Origin of the sequence: Pseudomonas sp. CFBP13508, from assembly GCF_005233515.1 — a bacterium.
In the GTDB taxonomy this organism is placed as follows: domain Bacteria; phylum Pseudomonadota; class Gammaproteobacteria; order Pseudomonadales; family Pseudomonadaceae; genus Aquipseudomonas; species Aquipseudomonas mercuritolerans.
Genome location: NZ_QFZZ01000001.1, coordinates 109,577 through 134,904, shown reverse-complemented (window position 1 = coordinate 134,904; position 25,328 = coordinate 109,577). Strand labels below are relative to the sequence as shown.

General features: G+C 59.8%; 24 protein-coding genes. 16 read left to right on the top strand and 8 right to left on the bottom strand.

Annotated features, from left to right (window positions below):
* Window positions 1-186 precede the first annotated feature (186 nt).
* From PspCFBP13508_RS00705 to PspCFBP13508_RS00695, 3 genes are all read left to right on the top strand, one after another.
* Window positions 187-1,011, top strand: a complete 825-nt coding sequence (locus PspCFBP13508_RS00705) for an oxidoreductase (RefSeq protein WP_137213340.1) — start codon at window positions 187-189, stop codon at window positions 1,009-1,011.
* A 284-nt stretch (window positions 1,012-1,295) separates the two neighbouring features.
* Window positions 1,296-2,237 (top strand): AraC family transcriptional regulator, encoded by a 942-nt coding sequence (locus tag PspCFBP13508_RS00700; protein ID WP_137213339.1) that lies wholly within the window; start codon window positions 1,296-1,298, stop codon window positions 2,235-2,237.
* 48 nt (window positions 2,238-2,285) lie between these two features.
* Window positions 2,286-2,915: a DUF3885 domain-containing protein gene (locus PspCFBP13508_RS00695; protein ID WP_137213338.1), complete on the top strand. Its 630-nt coding sequence runs from the start codon at window positions 2,286-2,288 to the stop codon at window positions 2,913-2,915.
* 7 nt (window positions 2,916-2,922) lie between these two features.
* Here the strand turns inward: PspCFBP13508_RS00695 and PspCFBP13508_RS00690 are convergent, their stop codons facing one another.
* Window positions 2,923-3,378: a GNAT family N-acetyltransferase gene (locus PspCFBP13508_RS00690; RefSeq protein WP_137213337.1), complete on the bottom strand. Its 456-nt coding sequence runs from the start codon at window positions 3,376-3,378 to the stop codon at window positions 2,923-2,925.
* 132 nt (window positions 3,379-3,510) lie between these two features.
* On the opposite strand from PspCFBP13508_RS00690, the gene PspCFBP13508_RS00685 reads away from it, so the two are divergent.
* A complete protein-coding gene (locus tag PspCFBP13508_RS00685) occupies window positions 3,511-3,924 on the top strand; it encodes a PaaI family thioesterase (RefSeq protein ID WP_137213336.1) in 414 nt (137 codons plus the stop codon).
* Window positions 3,925-3,935: 11 nt separating this feature from the next.
* On the opposite strand, the gene PspCFBP13508_RS00680 is transcribed toward PspCFBP13508_RS00685, so the two are convergent.
* On the bottom strand, window positions 3,936-4,394 hold the full coding sequence (locus tag PspCFBP13508_RS00680) for a helix-turn-helix domain-containing protein (RefSeq protein ID WP_130911018.1): 459 nt from the start codon (window positions 4,392-4,394) through the stop codon (window positions 3,936-3,938).
* A 93-nt stretch (window positions 4,395-4,487) separates the two neighbouring features.
* Here PspCFBP13508_RS00680 and PspCFBP13508_RS00675 point away from each other — a divergent pair, with 93 nt between their 5' ends.
* Complete coding sequence (locus PspCFBP13508_RS00675) at window positions 4,488-5,429, top strand: aromatic alcohol reductase (protein ID WP_137213335.1); 942 nt, start codon at window positions 4,488-4,490, stop codon at window positions 5,427-5,429.
* 35 nt (window positions 5,430-5,464) lie between these two features.
* On the opposite strand, the gene PspCFBP13508_RS00670 is transcribed toward PspCFBP13508_RS00675, so the two are convergent.
* Both PspCFBP13508_RS00670 and PspCFBP13508_RS00665 read right to left on the bottom strand, forming a co-directional pair.
* Window positions 5,465-7,009 (bottom strand): GMC family oxidoreductase N-terminal domain-containing protein, encoded by a 1,545-nt coding sequence (locus PspCFBP13508_RS00670; RefSeq protein ID WP_137213334.1) that lies wholly within the window; start codon window positions 7,007-7,009, stop codon window positions 5,465-5,467.
* Between the two features lie 26 nt (window positions 7,010-7,035).
* Complete coding sequence (locus PspCFBP13508_RS00665; RefSeq protein ID WP_130911015.1) at window positions 7,036-7,809, bottom strand: alpha/beta hydrolase; 774 nt, start codon at window positions 7,807-7,809, stop codon at window positions 7,036-7,038.
* An 88-nt stretch (window positions 7,810-7,897) separates the two neighbouring features.
* Between PspCFBP13508_RS00665 and PspCFBP13508_RS00660 the strand changes: the two genes are divergently transcribed.
* Window positions 7,898-9,337: an HD domain-containing phosphohydrolase gene (locus PspCFBP13508_RS00660; protein ID WP_137213333.1), complete on the top strand. Its 1,440-nt coding sequence runs from the start codon at window positions 7,898-7,900 to the stop codon at window positions 9,335-9,337.
* Between the two features lie 10 nt (window positions 9,338-9,347).
* Here PspCFBP13508_RS00660 and PspCFBP13508_RS00655 read toward each other — a convergent pair whose 3' ends face one another.
* On the bottom strand, window positions 9,348-10,256 hold the full coding sequence (locus PspCFBP13508_RS00655; protein ID WP_110599163.1) for a LysR family transcriptional regulator: 909 nt from the start codon (window positions 10,254-10,256) through the stop codon (window positions 9,348-9,350).
* A 208-nt stretch (window positions 10,257-10,464) separates the two neighbouring features.
* Between PspCFBP13508_RS00655 and PspCFBP13508_RS00650 the strand changes: the two genes are divergently transcribed.
* Complete coding sequence (locus tag PspCFBP13508_RS00650; protein ID WP_130911013.1) at window positions 10,465-11,241, top strand: SDR family oxidoreductase; 777 nt, start codon at window positions 10,465-10,467, stop codon at window positions 11,239-11,241.
* A 48-nt stretch (window positions 11,242-11,289) separates the two neighbouring features.
* Here the strand turns inward: PspCFBP13508_RS00650 and PspCFBP13508_RS00645 are convergent, their stop codons facing one another.
* On the bottom strand, window positions 11,290-12,183 hold the full coding sequence (locus tag PspCFBP13508_RS00645; protein WP_137213332.1) for a LysR family transcriptional regulator: 894 nt from the start codon (window positions 12,181-12,183) through the stop codon (window positions 11,290-11,292).
* A 95-nt stretch (window positions 12,184-12,278) separates the two neighbouring features.
* Here PspCFBP13508_RS00645 and PspCFBP13508_RS00640 point away from each other — a divergent pair, with 95 nt between their 5' ends.
* Complete coding sequence (locus PspCFBP13508_RS00640) at window positions 12,279-13,445, top strand: MFS transporter (RefSeq protein ID WP_137213331.1); 1,167 nt, start codon at window positions 12,279-12,281, stop codon at window positions 13,443-13,445.
* A 12-nt stretch (window positions 13,446-13,457) separates the two neighbouring features.
* Here PspCFBP13508_RS00640 and PspCFBP13508_RS00635 read toward each other — a convergent pair whose 3' ends face one another.
* Window positions 13,458-14,633 carry a XylR family transcriptional regulator gene (locus PspCFBP13508_RS00635; RefSeq protein WP_137213330.1) on the bottom strand — a complete coding sequence of 392 codons (1,176 nt, stop codon included), beginning with the start codon at window positions 14,631-14,633 and terminating at the stop codon, window positions 13,458-13,460.
* A 289-nt stretch (window positions 14,634-14,922) separates the two neighbouring features.
* Between PspCFBP13508_RS00635 and xylA the strand changes: the two genes are divergently transcribed.
* From xylA to PspCFBP13508_RS00600, 6 genes are all read left to right on the top strand, one after another.
* Window positions 14,923-16,239 carry a xylose isomerase gene (gene xylA / locus PspCFBP13508_RS00630; RefSeq protein WP_041480538.1) on the top strand — a complete coding sequence of 439 codons (1,317 nt, stop codon included), beginning with the start codon at window positions 14,923-14,925 and terminating at the stop codon, window positions 16,237-16,239.
* A 147-nt stretch (window positions 16,240-16,386) separates the two neighbouring features.
* The gene (gene xylF, locus PspCFBP13508_RS00625; RefSeq protein ID WP_016774327.1) at window positions 16,387-17,388 is read left to right on the top strand and encodes a D-xylose ABC transporter substrate-binding protein; all 1,002 of its coding nucleotides are present in this window, start codon (window positions 16,387-16,389) and stop codon (window positions 17,386-17,388) included.
* A gap of 157 nt (window positions 17,389-17,545) precedes the next feature.
* Entirely contained in the window at window positions 17,546-19,102 is a 1,557-nt protein-coding gene (xylG, locus tag PspCFBP13508_RS00620) for a D-xylose ABC transporter ATP-binding protein (RefSeq protein WP_137213329.1), read from the top strand.
* On the top strand, window positions 19,103-20,239 hold the full coding sequence (locus tag PspCFBP13508_RS00615) for a sugar ABC transporter permease (RefSeq protein WP_137213327.1): 1,137 nt from the start codon (window positions 19,103-19,105) through the stop codon (window positions 20,237-20,239). It abuts the gene before it with no gap.
* 524 nt (window positions 20,240-20,763) lie between these two features.
* On the top strand, window positions 20,764-21,438 hold the full coding sequence (locus tag PspCFBP13508_RS00605) for an isochorismatase family cysteine hydrolase (protein WP_137213326.1): 675 nt from the start codon (window positions 20,764-20,766) through the stop codon (window positions 21,436-21,438).
* 13 nt (window positions 21,439-21,451) lie between these two features.
* Complete coding sequence (locus PspCFBP13508_RS00600; RefSeq protein ID WP_137213324.1) at window positions 21,452-22,813, top strand: cytosine permease; 1,362 nt, start codon at window positions 21,452-21,454, stop codon at window positions 22,811-22,813.
* A gap of 272 nt (window positions 22,814-23,085) precedes the next feature.
* Here the strand turns inward: PspCFBP13508_RS00600 and PspCFBP13508_RS00595 are convergent, their stop codons facing one another.
* Complete coding sequence (locus tag PspCFBP13508_RS00595) at window positions 23,086-23,304, bottom strand: hypothetical protein (protein WP_125916003.1); 219 nt, start codon at window positions 23,302-23,304, stop codon at window positions 23,086-23,088.
* A gap of 445 nt (window positions 23,305-23,749) precedes the next feature.
* On the opposite strand from PspCFBP13508_RS00595, the gene PspCFBP13508_RS00590 reads away from it, so the two are divergent.
* A complete protein-coding gene (locus PspCFBP13508_RS00590) occupies window positions 23,750-24,007 on the top strand; it encodes a DUF6555 family protein (protein WP_039758965.1) in 258 nt (85 codons plus the stop codon).
* Window positions 24,008-24,331: 324 nt separating this feature from the next.
* Window positions 24,332-25,276, top strand: a complete 945-nt coding sequence (dctP, locus tag PspCFBP13508_RS00585) for a C4-dicarboxylate TRAP substrate-binding protein DctP (RefSeq protein ID WP_241669496.1) — start codon at window positions 24,332-24,334, stop codon at window positions 25,274-25,276.
* Window positions 25,277-25,328 lie beyond the last annotated feature (52 nt).

Genomic DNA, 25,328 nt, shown 5'->3' with positions numbered 1-25,328 from the left:
CGTGATGCCGAGACAGGAAAAGTCCTGCGGGTATGAGACCTGCAGGACTTTTCCGTTTTTTGAGGCAAGACCTGATCGAAAACTCTATTGATAGGAACAGGCAATACTTCGATCCGATTCGGCATCGTCCGCCAGCGTTATCCGCCCTAGCATGGCCTCTCCAATTGCCTGCTGGAGTACAGATCCATGAAGACCCTTTTCATCACCGGTGTCAGCAGCGGCTTCGGCCAGGCTCTGGCCAAGGAAGCGCTCGCTCAAGGTCACAGGATTATCGGCACAGTGCGCAGTGAATCCGCTCTGGCAGCCTTCGAAGCGCTGTCGCCCGAGCGCGCGCATGGGGTGGCGCTGGACGTTACCGATTTCGATGCCATCGATGGGGTGGTTGCGGCTGTGGAGGATCGTCACGGCCCGGTGGACGTGCTGGTCAACAACGCAGGTTATGGCCATGAGGGGATTTTTGAAGAGTCATCGCTGCAGGAAATGCGCCGCCAGTTCGACGTCAACGTATTCGGCGCGGTGGCGGTGACCAAGGCTTTCGTCCCGTATTTCCGCCAGCGCCGCGCGGGGCATATCCTCAATATCACTTCGATGGGCGGCCATATCACCATGCCCGGGATCGCGTATTACTGCGGCAGCAAGTTTGCGCTTGAGGGGATCTCCGACACCTTGAGCAAGGAGCTTGCGCCCTTCAATATTTTTGTCACCGCTGTGGCGCCGGGGTCATTTCGCACCGACTGGGCAGGCCGCTCGATGCAACGCACGCCGCGTAGCATCAGTGACTACGACGCAAGCTTCGATCCGGTGCGCAAGGCCCGGGAGGAGAAAAGCGGCCATCAGTTGGGCGATCCGCAGAAAGCTGCACGGGTCATGCTGACGATCATCGACAGTCCAAACCCGCCGGCTCACCTGCTATTGGGCAGTGATGCGCTGGCGCTGGTGCGTGACAAATTGCAGCGCACGGCGGAGAGTATTGAGCAATGGGCAGCGCTTAGCCGCTCGACGGATGGCTGAAAGATCAAAAGCACCCTCACCCCAGCCCTCTCCCGGAGGGAGAGGGAGCCGATCGCGGGTGGATTCAACTCCTGAGCCTGCCTCGAAGATTTCCGCAGGGCTTATTACTCTAGAACAGCGCGGTCAGCATTCGGCGCGATATTTCAGGTCGGCAGATCCCGATCAAACACCACGGTCAGTCCCCTCTCCCTCTGGGAGAGGGCTAGGGTGAGGGCTCTGTCTGATACCCCGCCAATCAGCCAGACAGGTTCAAACCCGCCTTTTCACAAGGAAACCCACAGCCCATGCCGAAACCGAAAGACCCTATCACAGCGCGCATGGTCCAGTTAATGAGCCAGCTCGCCCCGCTGGAGGGTTACAACCTGAGCCCGCTGGACGATGTGCGTTTCCTGCGTTCCAACCGACCGCTGACCCGCACGCCGGTGTTGTACGAACCGGGCATCGTGATCCTTTGTCAGGGGCGTAAACGCGGCTATCTCGGCGATGAAATCTACGTCTACGACGCTCAGCATTATCTGGTGGTGTCGGTGCCGGTACCCTTCACCATGGAAACCGACGCCAGCGAAGCCGAGCCGATGCTCGCGGTGTACGTGCGTCTGGATTTCGCCTTGGCCGGCGAGCTGATTCAGCAAGTGGATGAGCGGTGGGATTTCCCTACAGCGCAGCCGATGGGCATGTACGCCTCGCCTCTCGACGAACCGCTACACCGGTCGACCCTGCGTTTTCTTGAAGTGGTGAGCAACGATGCCGACGCGCAAATCCTCGGCCCGGCGATGCTGCGCGAACTCTACTACCGTATCCTCACCGGCGAACAAGGCGGCACCCTGCGCGCCGCCATCGCCCAGCAAGGTCAGTTCGGCAAAGTGACCCGCGCCATCCACAAGATCCACAGTTGCTATAACCAACATCTCGACGTAGAAACCCTGGCCGAGGAAGCGCAGATGAGCGTGCCGAATTTTCATTTGCACTTTCGCAAGGTCACCGATTCCTCGCCGATGCAGTACCTGAAATCGACGCGGCTGCACCAGGCGCGATTGCTGATGCTGCGCAACGACCTGACCGCGGCAAAATCTGCGTTTCTGGTCGGCTACGAAAGCGCCTCGCAATTCAGCCGCGATTTCAAACGCCTCTTCGGCCGCACACCGCTAGCGGAAGTTGCGTGGATGAAACAGGCCTATGCGCTGCCGGCACCGACGACTGCTTCGCCGTTTGTGTCTTCGCATTGACTTCACCCGCGTATTGAACAAACAGAAATCCACATTGAAGGGAAGAAAGTGAATCTGAGAGCTGAGATCGAAAACGCATTTGGACCCCAGGCATTCGCCCGTCCGCTTTTCTATTCCTGGCCCGGAGGATTGCGTTTCGAACTCTCCGAAACGGGCGGAATGATCGAGCAATTCCTGACCGCTATGCGCAAATCCATAACCATCTGCGGCGACATTTTCCAGGGGGACGCATCGTTTGTCGCATGCCTGCGCATTCATTCCGGTCGCAATCGATTCGCCCATCGCAGCACTCTTCGCGCCCTTAAATCTGCTGGCATCGACACTCCATCAGCGCTGTGCATCTGGAGCGAAGAAATAGACAACGAGGAATGGTTCAGTGAGCAAGAACCGGAATACTGGGTCAACGTCGCCTTCGAAGCGTCTGTCACGAGCATTCAAGCATTACTCTGGTGCGCATTGGCCAAGGACTTCGGTGCTATCCAACCGCGTGGGAACTGTGCTGTCTACCTGTTCAATCTGCCCAAGCGAGTCATGGTCTTTCCCTATGACGACAGAGGCATGGACGTGGTTGGAGCCAACACCGAACTACTTTTGCAGCTTTATCAACGACATCATGCCTGGTTGCTCGACCATGACCGGGCAGCGATGGAAACCACATTCGGCAGGCTTAAACGTTAGGTGAACGCTATCGTTTCAACTTCTTCGCCATGATGATCGTGCGCTCCGTCTGATGAAACTCATCTCTGATTTTCTTGAAGCCGAGGGAAGCATAGAAGCCTTCTGCGGTGACTGAAGAAGGAACGCGCAGCAAATTGAAACCTGTGTCCATGGCGAGTGATTGAATGCGCTTCATCAGCTGTCTTCCAACCCCCATTCCTTGAAAGTCCGGGTCGACAAATACGCTTCGAACAACGTCTTGATCGAGACTTGCCGTTGCGACGATTTGACTCTCGAGCGTAGCGACCAGCACTTGACGCTCAGTCAAAAAACGAAGGATGTTCGAGGGCAAAAAACTTTCAATCACTCGATCAATGATCTCGGGTGGATAGTCGCGAGCATTGCTCTCACGGAGCGTCTTGATGATCGTTTCACTGATAGCCGATGCATCCGCATCCCTCGCAATGTGAATTTGAATATCCATCCCGTAGCTCCTTGCTGGTCAGTTCCGTGTACAGCACTTATCGCAGCAAATTCCCCATCCGCATAGTGCTTGCCCCCTTCTGTGTTTCCCCGCCCAATCAAACAGGTCAGCCACCTGCATCAGGATGGGATCATGAACACCACGGCCATTCCCGAAGGTTTCACTCCATTGACCCGCAGCAGTCCGTTGCTGGATCTGCTCGGCCCGATCTACGCCAGAGGCCACGGCCTGCAATTGGAGTTGGGCTTACTGACCGACTCCCGCCACGCCAACGGCCGTGGCACTTTGCATGGCGGTGTATTGGCGACACTAGCGGACGTGGGCATGGGCTACGCCATGGCCTTCTCCAGCGATCCGCCGCAGCCGTTGATCACGGCGAGCATGACCCTGGATTATCTCGGTGCGGTGCAAATCAACGAGTGGCTCGAAGTGCGTCTTGAACACTCCAGAAAGGGCCGCCAACTGGCGTTTGCTGGCGTCAGTCTGCACGTCGGTGAGCGATCGGTCGCGCGCGCCAGCGCCGTCTTCGCCGTGCCGCTGAGCTGAAGCGCGAAACCTCAGTCTGACGCTTCAGAATCATCCCGCGCTGGAACAGGAATTTGCCATGAGGGTTTCTTGCCGATCTGGCTATCGAACGTGCGTCGCGCTTGGCGGAAACCCTCGACGTTTTCCACCACCCAAGTCCAGATCGGCGACATCCGCACCAGCAAGCCCATGCCCAATGGCGTCAGCTCGTACTCGACGTGCGGCGGCACCTGGTCGAGCTCGCGCCGGGTCAGCAGGCCGTCGCGTTCCAGTGCACGCAGGGTTTTGGTCAACATGCGCTGAGTCACGCCGGTCATCTGCCGTTTGATCTCGGCGTGACGCATCGTGCCGTACACCCCCAAGGCATGCAGGATGCCCAAAGACCAGCGACTGCCGGCGTGCGCGAGCACTTCGCGGCGCACGCCATCATCGTCTCGTCTGAGCGTCTGGCAGATTGCTTCTGCCTCACTGAGCGCTTGCTGATCAGTCATTTCTTCCCCTGGTATCACGCGTGTGCCTTCTTCTGAGTGCTGCCCGATCGTGCCAGCATTTGCCGATCTTACATGCAGATCTCAGGAGACATCATGACCGAATCGAACCACCCTTCCCCGCAATCCATTCTTGTCCTGGGCGCAGGCGAGCTCGGCCTGCCGGTTTTGCGCAACCTTGCGCGAGTGGCAAAGCGCTCGCCCGGCAGCACGATCAGCGTCCTGCTCAGGGCCTCGACGATTGACAGTCAGGTGCCGGCAAAGAAAGCCGAAATCGATGAACTGCGCAGTCTCGGCGTGCAGATGGTAGCGGCAGATCTGGTCAACGATTCGATCGACCAACTGGCCGAAGTCTTCGCACCTTTCGATACCGTCATTGGCTGCGCCGGCATGGTCGCTGGTCGCGAGACGCCGATGAAGCTAGCGACCGCCGCGCTCAAGTCCGGCATCAAGCGCTACTTCCCGTGGCAGTTTGGCGTGGACTTCGAAGTGATCGGCCGGGGCAGTCCGCAGGATCTGTTCGATGCTCAGCTCGACGTGCGCGAACTGCTGCGCGCGCAGGACAAAACCGAATGGGTGATCATCTCGACCGGCATGTTTACCAGTTTCCTCTTCGAGCCGGTGTTTGAAGTCGTTGATTTCGACAACGACACCGTTAACGCCCTGGGCAGCCTGGACACCAGCGTGACGCTGACGACCCCGGACGACATCGGCAAACTGACTGCAGAAATCGTTTTCTTCGAACCGCGTTTTCGCAACGAGATCGTGTATCTGTCGGGCGACACGCTGACCTATGAACAGGTCGCGGGCCTTCTCGAACGCGTGCTCGGACGGCCCTTCAAGCGTAACGTCTGGACAGTGCCGCACCTGATGCAGGAACTGGAAAAAGACCCCACTCACCACATCAAAAAATACCGCGCGGTGTTTGCCCAAGGTCGAGGTGTGGCGTGGCCGAAAGCGGGCACGTTCAATGAGCAGCAGACGATACAGGTCACGACGGCCGAGCAGTGGGCGCGGGAAAATCTTGCGAACGAGTGAAAGCAGATTTTGCGCAGCGGGGCGTTGTGGGCGCTTTATACTCCCGCAAGCACCAGCTCCGCTGCCCGCTCACCAATAACGACACACGGCGCCATCGTGTTGCCAACGGTGATGCGCGGCATGATCGAAGCATCTGCAACGCGCAGCCCGTCGATCCCGTATACGCGTAATTGATGGTCAACCACCGACAGCGCATCGCGGCCCATTTTTGCCGTACACGACAAGTGCCAGTAGGTCATCGCCGAGTTGCGGATGAACTGTTCCATAGCGCGGCGTTCTCTCGGCCCGGGCACGACTTCGCGCTTGATCAGCCCATCGAAGGCCTGGCTGTTGCCGAGCGCCCGGCACAGTTCGATCGACGCATGGGATGCGGCCATGTCCTCGGGCTCGCTCAGGGAGTTCGGCTCAATGATCGGTGCATCCAGCGGCCCAGCACCCGACAACCGCAAGCGTCCGCGACTGGCAGGTCTGGCCAGCCCGGCGAACATGGTCCAGCCATGCTCCGGCGGCTCGACGGCGACCTCAGGCGGAGACGGTACCGCGAATGCCAACTGGCACTGCAACAGGTCCGGGGCTTCCAGGCGGCTGTCGCTTTTCCAGTACAAGGTGGTTTCGCATCCGCTGCCAGCGACCGCTTGGGGTTGTTGGTATTCCCACGTGCAGCCGAAAGCCAGATGATCCTGCAAATTCTCGCCGACACCGGGTAAATGAACGACCGGTGCGATGCTGTGTTTTCGCAGTTCATCCGCCGGGCCGATGCCCGACTGCATGAGCACTTTCGGTGATTGCACCGCGCCCATGGACAGGATGACTTCAGATGCGGCATGAAAGCGCCGCCGCTCGCCGGCGATCAACACTTCGACACCGACGGCCCGGGTGCCGACCAGCAACACGCGGGTCACCAACGCCCCGGTCAGCACCGTCAGGTTCGGACAGTGCAAGCGTGGCCGGACGTAAGCGTCGTAAACCGACTCGCGCTTGCCCTGTTTGATGCGCAAGTCGGTGACAGCGATCCCTCCTGGCCCTTCCATCATCTCGCCATTGGGGCTGTCGAATCGAGGGATGCCCAGATCGCTGGCCGCCTCCAGCGTTGCCCACGCAAGGGGTTGAGGCGTGGCCGGCTGTTCGACATGTACCGGCCCACCTGAACCACGCCGGGTGGCGTCCGGGCTGCCTTGCCAGTTTTCGATCCTGCGGTAGTAATCGAGCACCGATGCGTAGCCCCAGGCCGGGTCGCCAGACTCGGCAGCAAAATGCTCCCAATCGCAGCGATGGCCGCGCGACCAGACCATCACGTTGATGCTCGAACCTCCACCGAGCCCCTTGCCCATGCTCAGCGGGAGCCGTCGACCGTTGAGGCGTGGATCGGATTGCCCCTCGAATGCCCAGTCGCGCGTGGAGCCGAGGTTCAGCGGCCATTGCGCCGGTTCGGTCACCTCGGGGCCTGAGTAACCTTCGCCGGCTTCAATCAGCAGAACCCGTGCGCCTGACTCATCGGCAAGCCGCGCAGCGACCACGCAACCCGACGTGCCGGCACCACAGACAATGAAGTCATAGTCGTGATCGCTTCGAGGGTTCATACGCCCGCTCCCCTTCGATGCCGCGATCACTGCTTAGCAACGCTGTGCACGGCTTTGAGAATCACTGCGGCGACCTCGGCCGGCTGCGATTGCTGTGGGACATGGCTGGCGTGCACTTCTGCAAGGGTCGCACCAATACGCTTGGCGGCAGAACGCTGGACATCGGGATGAATCATCCGGTCTTCGGTAGCGAGCAGGTACCAGGACGGTTTGGTTTTCCAGGACGAAACGGTGGTTTTATCTTCGAAAGCCGAGGCCTTGATCGGCCCTTGCGTGGCGGTCATGACGGCAGTTTGCGCGGCCGGCAGATCCTGAGCGAAGTCCTTGGCCATGCCTTCGGGGGTCAGATAGAGGAAGCCGTTAGCGTCGGCCTTGATCTGACTGATGCCCGGCGGCGTCGGCGCGCCTTTACCCTGCTCGCCACTGGTTTGCCCGGCGTCTGGCGCGAAGGCGGCGACATACACCAGCGCGCTGACTTTCTGGTCGCTGCCAGCCTCGGTGATCACCGTGCCACCCCAGGAGTGACCGACCAGCACCACCTTGCCCTGCTGGTTGTTCAGCGCGCGGCGCGTGGCGGCAACGTCGTCGGCCAGAGAGGTGAGCGGGTTTTGCACAACGGTAACGGCCACGCCTTTGGCTTGCAGCAGTGGCACCACCTTGGCCCAGTCGGAACCGTCGGCGAAGGCGCCGTGTACGATCACCACCGAAGGCGTTGTATCCTGCGCGTGGCTGGCGCCGGCCATGAAGGTACTGGCCAGGGCAAAGGCGACGGTGGCGAATTTCGATTTGATTGTTTTCATTGGATGAGCTCCTGTTCGGGAGTTCAGATTCTGCTGACTGGCCTGCGTTGTGGGCATCGGTCAATTATCCGACCCCGGGGCATTTTTCATGGATAGTGGCTTGCAACTGGACATCTCGCTGGACGGCGCACTGGCAACCATCGCCCAGGTCGGTGACCTCAGCATGGGGCAACCGCTCGGTCACTCCCGGCGCGTTGCCGCTTTGGCGCGGATGCTCGCGCAGGCATGCCATGGCGACGGTGAGCATCTGCAGGTTGCAGAGCAGATTGCCTTGCTGCGCTGGTCTGGGTGCACGGCCAACGCCGAAGGCTTTGCCGACCTGCTGGGCGACGACGTCGATGGTCGCCGCGCGATGCTCGATCTGACCCTGGGCAATGAACAGATGAACGCGGTGCATCAGGCAACCCCGCTGGCCGTGGTGCACTGTGAAGTGTCCGGTGCAATCGCCAAAACCCTCCAGCTCGGAACCGCCGTTGAAGCGGGCCTGTGTCGGGTGTTCGAAACCTACGACGGCACTGGCCGACCACTGGGCGTAAGCCATGAGCACATCCCGGAAGTCGCCTATCAGGTGGTCATGGCCGGTGATCTGGACATTCTCACCCGCGCCCATGGCCTGGACGCGGCGCTGCGCTGGATCAGCGAGCAGTCGGATCGGCGCTATCCCGCATCGCTGGTGTCGTTGCTGGTGGCCAATGCCAAGGAATGGCTGGCGGATCTGGAAACGCTTTCCTCTAAAGTTGAACCCGCGCCCGAGCAGCGTCATGTCTCACTGACTTTGGTCGGAGACATCATTGACTTGAAGCTGCCATGGCTGGCCGGGCATTCGCGTCAGGTCGCCCATGTTGCCGTGGAAGCTGCGCGCCTGTGGGGCCTGGGTGAGCCGACGCTGACAGACATTGGCAAGTCCGCGCTGATTTACGGTCTCGGCCGCGCAGCCGTTTCCAATCACCTATGGAATAGCCCAGGGCCGCTGCCCTACGGTGCGGCAGAGCGAGTGCGCCTGGTGCCTTACTGGACGCAACAGGCGCTCCGACCGGTTCCTGAACTGACCGCGCCCGCCGAGATAGCCACCCACGCTTATGAACGACTCGACGGCAGCGGCTATTTTCGCGGCGTGGCGGGTGATGCACTGAATGCCGAACATCGGCTGTTCGCCACCTCGGTCGCCTGGGTGGCGTTGAGGCAAGCCCGGCCATGGCGATCAGCCCACGACGAAACCGCAGCAGCCACGCTACTCAAAAAGGATGCTGGCCGTGGTCTGTTCGATAACGATGTCTGCGAAGCGGTCATTGCTGCCGCCAGTGGCGAGCGCCGCCTGCGGCAACCCAAGCCTTCGCTGCTGACAGCCCGTGAGTGCCGCATTCTTCTGGAGATCAGCCGTGGCGCCAGCAACAAACAAGTCGCGCAACTGTTGGCTATCAGTCCGAGCACGGTACGCACGCACATGGAAAGCATCTTTCGCAAACTGCAATGTTCGACCCGGGCAGCCGCCACCCTGAAGGGGCTGACACTGGGCTTGATCGCCTGAGTCCACCCGGTCACGCCTGATCAGCCTGCCTGGCGCGAGCCAGTTCGATGAATGCCCTGGCGGCCGCAGAGGGATTGCGGCGGTTCGGGTAGTACAGGCACAACCTGTCTCGGGGCGGCGTCCAGTCCTCGAGTACCTGCACGAACTCGCCGGTGCGGATTTCGTCACGAACGTCCTGCTCCATGAAAAAGCCCAGCCCCATGCCCGCCTGCACCGCGACCTTGACCACGCTCGATTCATCCAGGGTCAGCGGACCGTTCACATCCAGACGGGTGACTTCTCCGTCCCGCTCGAAATACCAGGGGAAAATCGCCCCGTTCGGCAGTCGCACGCGGATGCATCGATGCCCGGGCAGATCGGACGGCGTGCGCGGTTTGCCGTGTTGTGCAAAATACCCCGGCGAACCGACCACCGCGTAACGTTGCGGCGGGCCGACTGGCACCACAATCACATCGTTGGGCACCAGGCCTGCCGAGCGCACGCCGAAATCGAAGCCGTCAGCCACGATATCCACCAGCCGGCCTTCGGTTACAAGATCAATATGGACTTTCGGATGCTGCTGCAAAAACTCGATCACCAGTGGCAGCAGCGCCGAACGCGCAGCGCTGGCGAAGGCGTTGATGCGCAGCGTGCCCGAGGGTCCGGCGTTTTGCGAGCGCACTGCATCGAGTGCCGCACGCAAATCCTGCAAGGCTGGCCCCACCTGTTCGAGAAACACTCTCCCCGCTTCGGTGATGGCGACGCTACGGGTCGTGCGGTTGAACAGTCGCGATTCGAGGCGCGCTTCCAGTTGCGCAATGGTGTTGCTCAGCGCGGTGGTGGAGACGTCGAGATCAATGGCGGCCTGGCGAAACGACCCCCTTCGAGCCACGGCTATGACGGCGTCCAGTTCATTGAGGGCCAAACGATCCTGAACCATGGATTGTCCTGTTTTTCGGGATAGGTCATTAAGGCTTGTCCCAGTTGAACAAACTATCTGCAGCGCAGCAAGATGACTCCAGTTAATCAATCAGGAGTCAGCCAATGAACCTTCAACTTCCCGCCGTCGTGCAGACGTATGTCACAGTCATCGACGAGAAAGAAATCTACGACGCGACCCATCAATTCCGAGCGCTGGAGATTTCGCCATGCTGAATTCAGGATTGACTGGCAAGCGGGTCCTCGTCACCGGCGGCACCAAGGGAATCGGCAAAGCAGTGGTCGAGTGGTTTCTGGCCGAGGACGCAAAGGTCATCACCTCGGCTCGGCAAGTGGACGTCGAAATGCCGGGAGCACTGCTGGTTGCGGCTGATCTTTCGACACAGGAAGGTTGTGACGCACTCATCGCAGCGGTCCAACAGCAACTGGGCGGCGTCGACATAGTGGTTCATGTCCTGGGTGGCTCGTCGGCCCCCGGTGGTGGTTTTGCAGCGCTCGACGAGGAGCAGTGGCAACGCGAGCTCAATCTGAATTTGCTGCCAGCGGTGCGCCTCGATCGCGCCCTGCTCCCGGGCATGCTCGAGCGTCGGGATGGCGTGGTGATCCATGTCACCTCCATCCAGAGTCGATTGCCGCTGCCGGAATCCACCACAGCGTACGCGGCGGCCAAGGCTGCGCTGTCGACCTACAGCAAGAGCCTGTCGAAAGAGGTGTCGCCCAAAGGGGTCCGGGTGGTTCGGGTTTCCCCGGGCTGGGTCGAAACCGAAGCATCGGTGGCATTGGCCGAGCGACTCGCGCAGGAGGCTGGCACTGACTATCAGGGGGGCAAGGACATCATCATGCAAGCCTTGGGCGGTATTCCGCTCGGCCGCCCATCGACGCCAGCTGAAGTGGCTGAGCTGATCGGGTTTGTGGCGTCGCCGCGAGCGGCTTCGATCACAGGAAGTGAATTTGTGATCGACGGCGGGACCATCCCGACAATCTAGCCGCCAGCCTGCGGGTCAAGGACGACTCGCTGAATCCGACCGGCACGCTTACATCCGATGCTGCTCCAGCAAAAAATCCACGAACAAGCGCACCCGCACCGGCATCGCCGCGCCGCCGACGAACACCGCATGAATCGGTTCCTCATCGCCCGGGTTGAACGCTTGCAGCAGCGGGATCAGCGCGCCGCGCTGCAAGTCTTCCCTGACGGTGAACTCGCCAATGCGCGCAATGCCTGCACCGAGCCTGGCGAACTGGGCCAGTGCTTCGCCGCTGCTGCATTCGATGTTGCCGCTGACTTTCAGCGAGAACTCCTTGCCGTCGCGGATAAACGGCCAGTTGGCTTCGGCGCGGCGGAAGTTGAAGCGCAGGCAGTTGTGCTTGAGCAGGTCTTCCGGTTCGAGAGGTGTGCCGTGGCGTTTCAGGTAGTCGGACGATGCGACCACGACTTGGCCGGTGTGGCCGAGCCGGCGTGCGGTCAACGGGCTGTCGGGCAGATGGCCGAAGCGGATGGCGACGTCCGCCTGACCGGCAAGGATGTCGACTACTTCGTCGCCAAGGCTGAGGTCGACGACGATGTTCGGGTAACGGACGGTGAAGGCTGCGACCAGCGGCACAATGGTCAGCCGTCCATGGCCAAGGGCGGCACTGACACGCAAGCGGCCCTTGGGTACGCCTTGATCGGTAATGGCCCCTTCCACTTCATCCATGTCGGCGAGAATCCGCCGGGCACCGCGCAGGAAGGCCTCGCCCTCGGCGGTAAACGTCAGCGCGCGGGTCGTGCGCAGCAGCAGACGAGTGCCGAGGCGCTGCTCAGCGCGGGCGATGATCCGACTGACCGCCGAAGGCGTCAGCCCCAGCGCGCGCGCAGCCGCTGAGAGGCTGCCCTCCTGCGCCACGGTGACGAACACGCTCATTTCCCCTGACCTGCCGTTGAAGTCCATTCGTGCCTCTTACGCAAAGGTGATTGCCAAAATCGCCATCTACCGCCTTAAAACGATGGATCGTAGCATTGGCGGCATAGATGAGGAGACTTTCCATGCGTATCAATCCACCACTTGTTGCACTCGCTGTCGGCGCCTTTGGCATCGGCGTCACCGAGTTCGCGCCGATGGGCATGTTGCCCGGCATCGCCGCCGATCTCGGCGTTTCCATTCCCGCTGCGGGGTTGCTGGTCAGTGCCTACGCCTTGGGCGTGCTGCTCGGCGCGCCGCTGATGACCCTGACCACCGGCAAGATCCCGCGGCGCTATCTGCTGATCGGGCTGATGGCGATTTTCACCCTGGGTAACCTGATGTCGGCGCTGGCCACCGATTACTCCAGCCTGATGATCGCCCGGGTGATCACCTCGCTCAATCACGGCGCATTCTTTGGGGTTGGTTCGGTGGTCGCCGCCAGCGTGGTCGCGCCGGAAAAACGTGCCGGCGCCGTGGCGGCGATGTTCATGGGCCTGACGTTGGCGACTATCGGCGGTGTGCCGCTGGCAGCCTGGTTTGGTGAACTGTTTGGCTGGCGCACCGCGTTCTGGGGCATTACCGGCCTCGGCGTGCTGACCATGATCGCCTTGTGGTTCGCCCTGCCCAATCTGAAGGCAGAGCAAGGCGCGGGTGCGCTGGCGGAAATACGTGTATTGGGCCGCGGTCCGGTGTTGGCCGCGCTGGCCCTGACCGTGGTCGGCTCGAGTGCGATGTTCACCGTGTTCACTTACATCGCGCCGATCCTCAGCAGCGAAACCCACGCCTCCGCCGCGTTCATCACCGCCATGCTGGTGTTGTTCGGGATCGGGTTGACGCTGGGCAATATGTGGGGCGGCAAGGCTGCCGACCGTTCGATCGACCGCACCCTGATCGTGTCGCTGAGCGCATTGATTGTGGTGTTGCTGGCGTTCACGGTGCTGATGCGCTGGCCGCTGCCGGCCGCCGTGGCCATTCTGATCTGGGGTATCGCCAGCTTCGCTTTGGTGCCGCCGCTGCAGATGCGCGTGATGGAAGCGGCCAAGGACGCGCCGAATCTGGCTTCGGCGGTGAACATCGGTGCGTTCAATTTCGGCAACGCGATCGGCGCGGCGCTCGGTGGCGCGGTGATCAATGCCGGGCTGGGTTATCCGGCGATATCCCTGGCCGGCGCGGCGATGGCTGGTCTGGGCCTGCTGATGGTGCTGACGTTCGCCTGGCGCTCCAGAGCCAGTGCCGCTGCGCTGGCGTAAGTCTTCGCAGCGCTACGCCCCGCCCTGCTGATATTCGCGGGGCGTGCAGCCGAACTCGCGACGAAACACCGTGTGCAGATATTGCGCAGACTTGAAGCCGCAGGCCTGGGCAATGTCGGCAATCGCCGCATTGGTGTTCTTCAAACCGCTGGTAGCCGCCGCCAGTTTGAAACGCAGAATCTCGTCATGCACGCTGCAACCGCGCTCGGCGCGGAAATGCGCTTCCAGTGATGAACGCGACACCCCGACATACGCAGCCACCTGTGCGGTCTTGATGCCCTGACAGGCATATTGGCGGATGAACAGCAGCGCTTGCATGACGTAGGGATTACCCAGCGGTTGATGCAAGCTCGACACCTGCACGTTGACCGCGTCCGGCGGAACCAGAATCTGCGTGCCGGTGGACGGCATGCCGTGGAGCATCTGGTGCAGCAATTGCGCAGCGGTGCGGCCCATGGTTTCGGTGCCCTGAATCACCGAACTCAGCGGTACGCGAGTCAGGCTGCGGGTCAGCGGGTCGTTGTCGATGCCGATCAGCGCGACCTGCTCCGGCACGGCAATGCCGGCGGTCAGGCAGGCTTGCAGCAACTGCCGGGCGCGGGCGTCGCTGACGGCGATGATGCCGATCGGTTTCGGCAGGCTGTGCAGCCAGGCGATCAGTTGTTCGACGGCGCTGTCCCACAGCGGCGCGCTGGTGCCCATGCCGCGATAGATCTCGGCGTGCAGGCCGTCGCGCTGCATCAGTTTGCGAAAGGCTTTTTCCCGCTCCTGCGCCCAGCGATTGGCTTGTGCCTCGGGCAGGCTGAAACAGGCAAAGCGCTGCAACCCCGCCTCGACCAGATGCGAGTAAGCCAGAGTGATCAATGCGTTGTTATCGGTGGCGACATAGGGAATCGCTTTCGGATAGGCGCGTGCATCCTCGTAGGAACCGCCGACCGCCACCACCGGCAAATGAATGTCGGCCAGCGCCTCGCCAATCAGCGGATCGTCAAAGTCGGCAATGATCCCGTCACCCTGCCAGCGCTCGATGCCTTTCAAGCGGCAGAGAAAGTCCTCTTCCAGAAACAGGTCCCAGGAAGCGCGGGTGCTGCTCAGGTAGTTGCCGATGCCGCTGATGATTCCACGGTCGTAGATCTTGCTGCCGTTGAACAACAGGGCGATGCGGTGCACGGGCGGTAGGCTTTTCATTCAGTATCCGGATTTTGCGTCAAGCCATTCGCGAGCAGGCTCGCTCCCACACGGTTTTGTGAACGACACAAGTTCAATGTGGGAGCGAGCCTGCTCGCGAAAGCGGCCTCAAATTGTTTTTGTACTGTTCCAGGCCGCCATGTCGCGGCGACGATGGACACAGACTAGGCCTGCGAGCGCTGAAGCTCAATACGCAAAATCGCACTCGCAGTTGAGGCTTTTCATAATCAGCGGGCACGGGGCCGTTGCTAGTATCGAGACACCGCCAAGAACAACAAGGACAAGGTCCATGCAGTATTTTCCCAATATCGAGCCGGTTCGCTACGAAGGCCCGAACAGTGATTCGCCCCTCGCTTTCCGCCACTACGACGCCGACAAACTGATCCTCGGCAAACCCATGCGTGAACACCTGCGCATGGCCGCCTGCTACTGGCACACTTTCGTCTGGCCGGGCTCCGATGTGTTCGGTGCCGGCACCTTCAAACGCCCGTGGCAACGCAGTGGCGAACCGATGGAACTGGCTATCGGCAAGGCTCAAGCCGCGTTCGAGTTCTTCAGCAAACTGGGCATCGATTACTACTGCTTTCACGACACGGACGTCGCCCCGGAAGGCAACTCGCTGAAGGAGTACCGCGAACACTTCGCGCAAATGGTCGACCGCCTTGAGCAACATCAGGAACAGAGCGGTATCAAGTTGCTCTGGGGCACCGCCAACTGCTTCAGCAATCCTCGTTTTGCCGCCGGTGCCGCGAGCAATCCCGATCCGGAAGTGTTCGCCTGCGCCGCCGCGCAAGTGTTCAGCGCAATGAACGCGACTCATCGCCTCAAGGGTTCCAACTACGTTCTGTGGGGCGGTCGTGAAGGCTACGAAACCCTGCTCAATACCGACCTGAAACGCGAGCGCGAACAACTCGGGCGCTTCATGCGCATGGTGGTCGAGCACAAGCACAAGATCGGTTTCACCGGCGACCTGCTGATCGAACCCAAGCCGCAGGAGCCGACCAAGCACCAATACGATTACGACAGCGCCACAGTGTTCGGCTTCCTCCAGCAGTACGGTCTGGAGAAAGAAATCAAGGTCAACATCGAAGCCAACCACGCGACCCTGGCCGGCCACAGCTTTCATCACGAAATTGCCACGGCTGCCTCGCTGGGTATTTTCGGCAGCATCGACGCCAACCGTGGCGATCCGCAGAACGGCTGGGACACCGACCAGTTCCCCAACAGCGTCGAAGAAATGACCCTGGCGACCTATGAAATCCTCAAGGCCGGCGGTTTCAAGAATGGCGGTTTCAACTTCGACTCCAAGGTGCGCCGGCAGAGCCTCGACGAGATCGACCTGTTCCACGGTCATGTTGGTGCCATGGACGTCCTCGCCCTGTCGCTGGAGCGCGCCGCTGCGATGGTTGAGAACGATCAATTGCAAACCCTCAAGGACCAACGCTACGCCGGCTGGCGTCAGCCGTTCGGGCAAGCGGTGATGGCGGGCGACTTCAATCTTGAGTCGCTGGCCGAGCACGCGTTCACCAACGAGCTGAACCCGCAAGCCGTCAGCGGCCGCCAGGAAATGCTCGAAAACATCGTCAATCGTTACCTGTATCGCTGATCGCCGAGACCCTCTGTCGACGCAACGACGCTGTGACAATTGCACGACAATTCTGTGCCTGCTGCGTCGGCAGATTCTCTACAGTTCTACCAGCCCGATTCATCGTCAGGCCGTGTCTTTCCAACAAAAATAAAAGGACGCACCACCATGAAGAACTTGAAACGTACGCTGTTGGCCAGTGCCCTGGCGTTGTTGGCCCTGCCGGTAATGGCCGACGCCACCCACCCGAAAATCGGTTTCTCCATTGACGATCTGCGTCTGGAACGCTGGTCGCGCGACCGCGATTACTTCGTCGCGGCGGCAGAAAAAATGGACGCCAAAGTCTTCGTGCAATCGGCGGACGCCAACGAGCAGAAGCAGATTTCGCAGATCGAAAACCTCATCTCTCGCGGCGTCGATGTAATCGTCATCGTGCCGTTCAACGCGACAGTGCTGACCAACGCCGTGGCCGAGGCGAAGAAAGCCGGAATCAAAGTGGTGTCTTACGACCGGCTGATTCTCAACGCCGATGTCGACGCCTATATCTCCTTCGATAACGAAAAGGTCGGCGAGATGCAGGCCGGTGGCGTGCTGAAAGCAGCGCCCAAGGGCAATTACTTTCTGTTAGGTGGCGCGCCGACCGACAACAACGCCAAGATCCTCCGTGAAGGCCAGATGAAAGTGCTGCAACCGGCCATCGACAAGGGCGATATCAAGATCGTTGGCCAGCAGTGGGTCAAGGAATGGAACCCGACCGAAGCGCTGAGCATCGTCGAAAACGCGCTGACCCGTAACAACAACAAAATCGACGGCATCGTCGCCTCCAACGACGCCACCGCTGGCGGCGCCATCCAGGCACTGGCCGCGCAGCAACTGGCCGGCAAGGTGCCGATTTCCGGTCAGGACGCCGACCTCGCAGCGGTCAAACGCGTGATCGCAGGCACGCAAACCATGACCGTTTACAAACCGCTGAAACTCATCGCCTCGGAAGCGGCCAAGCTCTCGGTGCAACTGGCACGCAACGAAAAACCGGCCTACACCTCGCAGTATGACAACGGCAGCAAAAAGGTCGACACCATCCTGCTCACGCCAACGCCGTTGACCAAGGACAACATCGACTTGCTCGAACAGGACGGCTTCTACACCAAGGCGCAGATTGCCGGGCAGTGATCCGGTCGTAAATCTTGATCAGACCTGTGGGAGCGAGCCTGCTCGCGAAAGCGGAGTGTCAGTCAGTAAAGCTCTGGCTGAAAAGGCCCCTTCGCGAGCAGGCTCGCTCCCACACAGGTTCAGTGGTGTTTGAGTCCCTGGTATACGAGCCTTTTCCATGTCCGACTATCTGCTGCAAATGAACGGCATCGTCAAAACCTTCGGCGGTGTCAAAGCGCTCAACGGCATCGACATCAAGGTCCGACCCGGCGAATGCGTGGGCCTGTGCGGCGAGAATGGCGCCGGCAAGTCGACGCTGATGAAGATCCTTTCGGCGGTCTATCCCCATGGCACCTGGGACGGCGAAATCCTCTGGGACGGGCAACCGCTCCGGGCGCAGTCGATCAGCGAAACCGAGGCCGCCGGCATCGTCATCATCCATCAGGAACTGACCCTGGTTCCGGATCTGTCGGTGGCGGAAAACATCTTCATGGGCCATGAGCTGACGCTGCCGGGCGGGCGCATGAACTACCCGGCGATGATCCATCGCGCCGAAGCGTTGATGCGTGAATTGAAAGTGCCGGATATGAACGTGTCGCTGCCGGTTTCGCAGTACGGCGGCGGTTATCAGCAACTGGTGGAAATCGCCAAGGCCCTGAACAAACAGGCGCGTCTGCTGATCCTCGACGAACCCTCCTCGGCCCTGAGCCGCTCGGAAATCGAAGTGCTGCTCGACATCATCCGTGACCTCAAAGCCAAGGGCGTCGCCTGCGTCTACATCTCGCACAAACTCGATGAAGTCGCCGCCGTGTGCGACACCATTTCGGTGATCCGCGACGGCAAACACATCGCTACCACCGCCATGGCCGACATGGACATTCCACAGATCATCACGCAGATGGTCGGGCGCGAAATGAACAACCTCTACCCCAGCGAGCCGCATGAAATTGGCGAGGTGATTTTCGAGGCGCGCCACATCACTTGCTACGACGTCGACAACCCCAAGCGCAAACGGGTCGACGACATTTCCTTCAGCCTCAAACGCGGCGAGATTCTTGGCATTGCCGGGCTGGTCGGGGCCGGCCGCACCGAGCTGGTCACCGCACTGTTCGGCGCTTACCCCGGCCGCCATGAAGGCGAAGTCTGGCTGGACGGCCAGCCAATCGACACGCGCACGCCGCTGAAAGCGATCCGCGCCGGCCTGTGCCTGGTGCCTGAAGATCGCAAGCGCCAAGGCATCATTCCGGATCTCGGTGTCGGCCAGAACATCACCCTCGCCGTGCTCGAGAGTTATTCGAAAATGACCCGCATCGATGCCGAAGCCGAACTGGGCTGCATCGACCGGGAAATCTCCCGCCTGCATCTGAAGACCGCAAGTCCGTCCCTGCCGATCACCAGCCTGTCGGGCGGCAATCAGCAAAAAGCCGTACTGGCCAAGATGCTGCTGGCCAAACCGCGCGTGCTGATTCTCGACGAGCCGACCCGAGGCGTGGACGTCGGCGCCAAGTATGAGATCTACAAGTTGATGGGCGCGCTCGCCGCTGAGGGCGTGTCGATCATCATGGTTTCGTCGGAACTGGCCGAAGTGCTCGGCGTCTCCGACCGCGTGCTGGTGATCGGCGAAGGCCAGTTGCGCGGCGACTTCGTCAACCATGAGCTGACCCAGGAACAGGTACTCGCCGCCGCCCTCAGCCAGCCGGGCAGCCATAACAATAATGATCGGAAAACCGCGTAAATGAATCAGGTCAAACAACTGTTCACCCGCTACAAAATGCTCGCGCTGGTATTCGCCGTGGTGCTGATCTGGCTGTTCTTCAGCTGGCAGACCGAAGGCGGTTTCCTCACCCCGCGCAACCTTTCCAACCTGCTGCGGCAGATGTCGATCACCGGCATCCTCGCCTGCGGCATGGTGCTGGTGATCATCAGCGGCGAGATCGATTTGTCGGTGGGCTCATTGCTCGGCCTGCTGGGTGGCCTCGCGGCGATACTCGACGTGGTCTATCACATTCCGTTGCTGGCGAATCTGAGTCTGGTCGCCCTGTGCGGCCTGATGATCGGCCTCGCCAACGGCTACATGGCGGCGTACTTGCGCATACCGTCATTTATCGTCGGGCTCGGTGGCATGTTGGCGTTTCGCGGGATTTTGCTGGGGATCACCGGCGGCACCACCATCGCCCCGGTATCGCCGGAGCTGGTCTATATCGGCCAAGGTTATCTGCCCCACGCGATCGGCACTGGCCTGGGTGTGCTGCTGTTTGCGCTGACAATGTTCCTGACCTGGAAACAACGACGCAATCGCGCCCTGCATGGCCTGGCGGCGCATTCACTGGTGCGTGATGTTGTGCGCGTGCTGGTGATCGGCGCGGTGCTGGCCGGTTTTGTTCAGACCCTCAACAGCTATGACGGCATTCCCGTGCCGGTGCTGCTGTTGCTGATTCTGCTCGGGGTGTTCAGTTACGTCACCAGCCAGACCGTGTTCGGCCGCCGGGTCTATTCGGTCGGCAGCAACATGGAAGCCACGCGCCTGTCAGGCATCAATGTGCAGGCGGTCAAGCTGTGGATCTTCGGCATCATGGGCGTGATGTGCGCCCTCGCCGGCGTGGTCAACACCGCACGCCTCGCCGCCGGCTCACCGTCCGCCGGCAGCATGGGCGAACTCGACGCCATCGCCGCCTGCTTCATCGGCGGCACCTCCATGCGCGGCGGCTCCGGCACCGTCTACGGCGCCCTCCTCGGCGCGCTGGTGATCACCAGTCTGGACAACGGCATGTCCATGCTCGACGTGGATAGTTACTGGCAGATGATCGTCAAGGGCAGCATTCTGGTGTTGGCGGTCTGGGTGGATGTGAGTACGCGCACGGCGCGGCGTTGATCGCGGCAAACCTGGAGGGATCTGCTTCAAAAGGGAGCAAGAACGCAAGCCGCTGCTACGCTACGTAACACAATATTATGGAATGCCAGATACCAAAAAACGCTGTTTCAAACGCTTGGTCCGCTCTGGCTCAATGGCTTCGAAGGCCTTGCACAGCTTGGCCCGTATCTTGCTCCTCCAGTGCATATCGCGCTCAAGGTCTATGGCCATGCCTGCATCCTCCGCAAATTTCGGCGACGCTCACACCCGCTCTTCAAGCGCGGTGTGTGCGTTGCCGTGCGCAGCCATGGCGCGTTATCTCCGTCGATTCCGCTCTTCGTCCTCCATCGTGCTGCCGCAGCTGCCATCCTGCGTGAGCGCGAAGCAAAACGGTTTCTGGCAGATAGTCAGGTAACACCTCCCCACGAGAGTCTCTCTCGATCTCTCGCAGTTTCCGCCTTGGCGGATCGCTGCGCACCGTCATTACCGAGTTTTCTGGTGAGTCCCTCCGGCTCGCCCGACGCTCTGCATCCGGAACAAACCTGATGAACCAAGACACCGCCTTGCTTGTGATCGATATGCAAAAGGAAGATGGCTTCCCGCTCGAACGCTTCGATCAAGTGGTCGATAACGCCGCATCCCTGATCGATCGCGCTCGCCAGTTGCACATCCCGATTTTCTATACCCGCCATGTCAACGACGCTCCGGGCCGCGATCTGGCGCTGGGCGAACCGGTAGACGACCAAGGCAGGCCAACGACTTACCGCGCCGGCACATCTGCGATCGAGATCATTGACGCCCTGGCGCCTCGAGACGCTGACGTCGTCATCGATAAACGCCGCTACAGCGCCTTCCACGGCACCCGTTTGGCTCAGATGCTCAACCGCCGAGGCATCAAGCAACTGGTGGTCATCGGCGTGCTGACGGATGTGTGTGTCATGAGCAGTCTGTTCGACGCCTATCAGCACGACTTCCAGGTCAGCCTTGTCGCTGACGCCTGTAGTGCGACTACAGAGGGAGCGCATTACTCGGCACTGTTCATCCTTTCCAACTGGCTGTACGGGCTGGAGCTCTTCACCACCGAGCAGTTGTCGAGACGCTGGAACAACGAGCCCGCAACATCGCTTCGAACCGCCGAACCCGATCACCTCGCCTTCCAGCCAGATGAATTCCCACAAGTCGTAGCGCGCTTTCAACGCCGCCTCGTCGACGCCTGCTGAACGGAGAACAGACATGAAAGTTGAAAAACGCAGCATCGACTTTATCCCTGAGAGCGAGCGTCACGGTCGGCCACGTTCCCTGTTCTTCGTCTGGTTTGGTGCCAACGCCAACATCACCACGGTAGCGGCTGGAGTGTTGCCCATCAGCCTGGGACTCAATCTTTTCTGGAGTGCGCTATCGATCCTTACCGGTTCGCTGATTGGTGCAATTTTCATGGCTTCGCACTCCGCGCAGGGGCCGAGACTGGGTATTCCGCAGATGATCCAGAGCCGGGCACAATTCGGGGTTTTCGGCGCTATCGTCCCGCTGCTGTTCGTCATGCTTATCTACTTGGGCTTTTTCGTCAGCAACACGCTGTTGGCTGCTCAGGCGGTGAGCGACCTGAGCCCGTTGAGCACCGCTGGCAACATCGCTCTGCTGGGCGCGGCATGCTTCCTGGTCGCGCTGTTCGGCTACCAACTGATTCATCGCGTGCAGAAGCTGCTTTCGCTGATTTCGATTGCCGTGTTCGGCATCGCCACCCTGCTCGCCCTCGCGCTGCCGATAGAGGCCGGCCAATGGACCGCGCAGGGTTTCAATCTGGTCAGCTTCCTCGCCTCTGTCAGTATCGCGGTCACTTGGCAACTGTCCTACGCACCTTACGTGGCGGACTACTCTCGCTATTTGCCGAGCGCCACATCCACCCGCCAAGTGTTCTGGTACAGCTATGCCGGTACCGTTATCGGCGGAAGCTGGATGATGTTGTTAGGCGCCGTACTGGCCAAGGGCATGGTGGGGTTCTCCGATAACGTCGGGCTGCATCTTATAGGCCTGCTCGGAGGAGGCACGCTGCTGATGGTGGCATTCGTGCTATACGGCCAGATCGCCATCAATGTGTTCAACCTGTATGGCGCTTTCATGTCGACGATCACGATGATCGAGCCTTTCTCTGCACTCAAAATCACCCCGTCTGTACGTGCGGGATTCCTGCTGATCATCTGCACGACCGCTACCGGTTTATGCACTCTGGCGCAGGACGACTTTCTGCAGTTCTTCCTGAATTTCATCTTTTTCATGAGCTACTTTCTGATCCCCTGGACGGCGATCAATCTTGTCGATTACTACGCGCTGCGCAAAGGCGTTTACCGGATTGCCGACATCTTCGATCCGGCAGGCATCTACGGTCGGGTGAACTGGACAGCAATCGCAGTATTCCTTTGCACCATTGCTCTGGAAATTCCGTTCATGAACACCTCCATGTACGTCGGGCCTGTTGCCACCAGCCTGCAAGGCGTCGACCTGGCGTGGGCCGTTGGCTTGCTGTTCCCTGCGTGCGCTTACTACGCCCTCATGCGCCGGCGCGGTTCGCTGTTGATCAAGGCATCGCAAGTTTGATGTTCGCAGGCTGAGAGCGTTTGTGCTCTTTTATCGGAACAGTACTGAGGCCCGTATTCACGGGCCTCTTACTTCCTGTGCAAGTTTGTGTAACATCCTGGAAACTGGACGATTCGATTTATACGTAAGTCAAAACAATTACTGGCAGTGATTTATTGTCAGGGACATGATCAACGGCCCAACCCAACTCTCTGCAGTTGTACAAGCGCAGCGGTAATCGTTGAGTCTTGCCGAATTTCATCAGCCGCCTCGTTTGCGAGCTGAAGCGAACATCAGCGTTTCGCTGATGGCTTGAACTGACGATCAATGTCCAACATCTTCGCGGCACACAAGGCCAGGCGCTGACTGATCACCCGCTCCTGCTCGTTTTTGAGACATTTTTCACAAAGCCCGGCATGTCCGGCACTTGCCTTATAACGCTCCGCTTGCGGCGAGGTTTTGTACAGCTTATTGCACTTTGTACAAGTGTGGCGCAGCTCGTCGTTTTCCATGGCCCTTCTTCCTGTCAAGGCACAATCGGGTCATTAACCATTACATGAGCTTCGCTGAATCTGTACAGGAAATTGTGCGTTTATCGCCTCGCTTGCGAAGCTTGCTAACTAAAATATTCCACTGGTTAACTGCACCAACGTACCAATTTTACAGTATCGGCAGCGATCTACAGATTACGCGCTAGTTAAACGCAGCGATGTTCCTCGTCAATATCAAATGACATTCAAACGCCATCACACCGGACAAGCGTCGATATATTTTGCCGTTTCGCTTAGTTACGCTGATCAAACTTTCGCAATCACATAAGGAGCGTTGTTATACCGCAAGCGCATGCTTGTATAAGTGATTTTTCAACCGGTGCGGACGCATGTCGAGATGTTAGAAAAAACTGTGAATTTCCTGGCGCGAGGAACATCCCTCTTTCATGAGTAACAGGAGAGCCTCATGAGCCAGACAGATTTGTACATGATTAAGTACCGACTTCACGGTGTGCCCAAATCCTTTATTATCCGCGCCAAATTGATGAACAACGCAGAAGCCTGGCAGTGGGCGAGTTGTGATGCCGGGTTGACGCCAATTCCCAAGCCAGGCCGGCCTCCATTGAAGCGCTTCTCGAAACCGATGGCCGAGCGATTCGGCGTCACCGACGTGCAATGGCACGAATCAAAGGCCGTGTGTTGGGACGAGGACCTGGCGATATGAGAATCCCGCGCCGCCAACCCGAGGCCTATCTGCCCGGTTCACCTTCAGCAGCGGGCACTTGAAATTCAAACATCACTCGTCGCCGGGTAATCCCCATACCGTTCACGGCCCTGACGGAACCACGTACTCAGTTCACTCGCTACTGTTTTGCGGTTTTCTGGTCAATTCCCCGGCAAATCAGATATTTCTGCCTAGACTTGAACATGTCTCGGCACTTGAACGCGTTCAGCGCGTCGAGCGGTCATCACAATAAAAACAAGAGGAATCACCCAGATGCTCAGATCTCTGTTCAGCGCACTTGCCTGCGCTTTGGCGGTAAGCAGCATGAACCCGGCCATGGCGGCAGACCCGGTGATCATCAAGTTCTCGCATGTGGTCGCTGACCAGACGCCCAAGGGGCAAGGTGCGTTGCTGTTCAAGAAACTGGTCGAGGAACGCTTGCCGGGCAAGGTCAAGGTCGAGGTGTATCCCAACTCCTCGCTCTTTGGTGACGGCAAGGAAATGGAAGCCCTGTTGCTCGGCGATGTGCAGATGATTGCGCCGTCGCTGGCCAAGTTCGAGCAGTACACCAAGTCAGTGCAGCTGTTCGACCTGCCCTTCCTCTTCAATGACATCAACGCTGTCGACCGCTTTCAACTGAGCCCGCAGGGTCAGGGCCTGCTCAAATCCATGGAAAGCAAAAACATCACCGGCCTGGCTTATTGGCACAACGGCATGAAACAACTGTCGGCCAACAAGCCACTGCGTGTGCCCGCTGATGCGCGCGGCCTGAAGTTCCGGGTGCAGGCCTCGGCGGTGCTGGAGGAGCAATTCAAGGCGGTGCGCGCCAATCCGCGCAAGATGAGTTTTGCCGAGGTATATCAAGGCCTGCAGACCGGTGTGGTCAACGGGGCGGAGAATCCTTACTCGAACATCTACAGCCAGAAGATGCATGAAGTGCAGAAATACATCACCGAATCCAACCACGGTGTACTGGACTACATGCTGATCACCAACACCAAGTTCTGGAACGGCCTGCCGCCCGACGTGCGCAGCGAACTGGACAAGATCGTCGTGGAAGTCACCACCCACGTGAACAAGGAAGCCCAGCAACTGAACGAGGGTGACAAGCAGCGGATCATTGCCGCCAAAACCACGGAAATCATCACGCTTACGCCAGAAGAACGTGGGCAATGGCGCGACGCGATGAAACCGGTGTGGAAGAAATTCGAAGGCGAAATCGGCGCTGAGCTGATCTCTGCTGCCGAAGCCGCAAACCAGGCGCAATAATCGCAAGGCAGGCGCCGCTGCGTCGGCGCCTGCCCGTCTTCACTCGACGTGA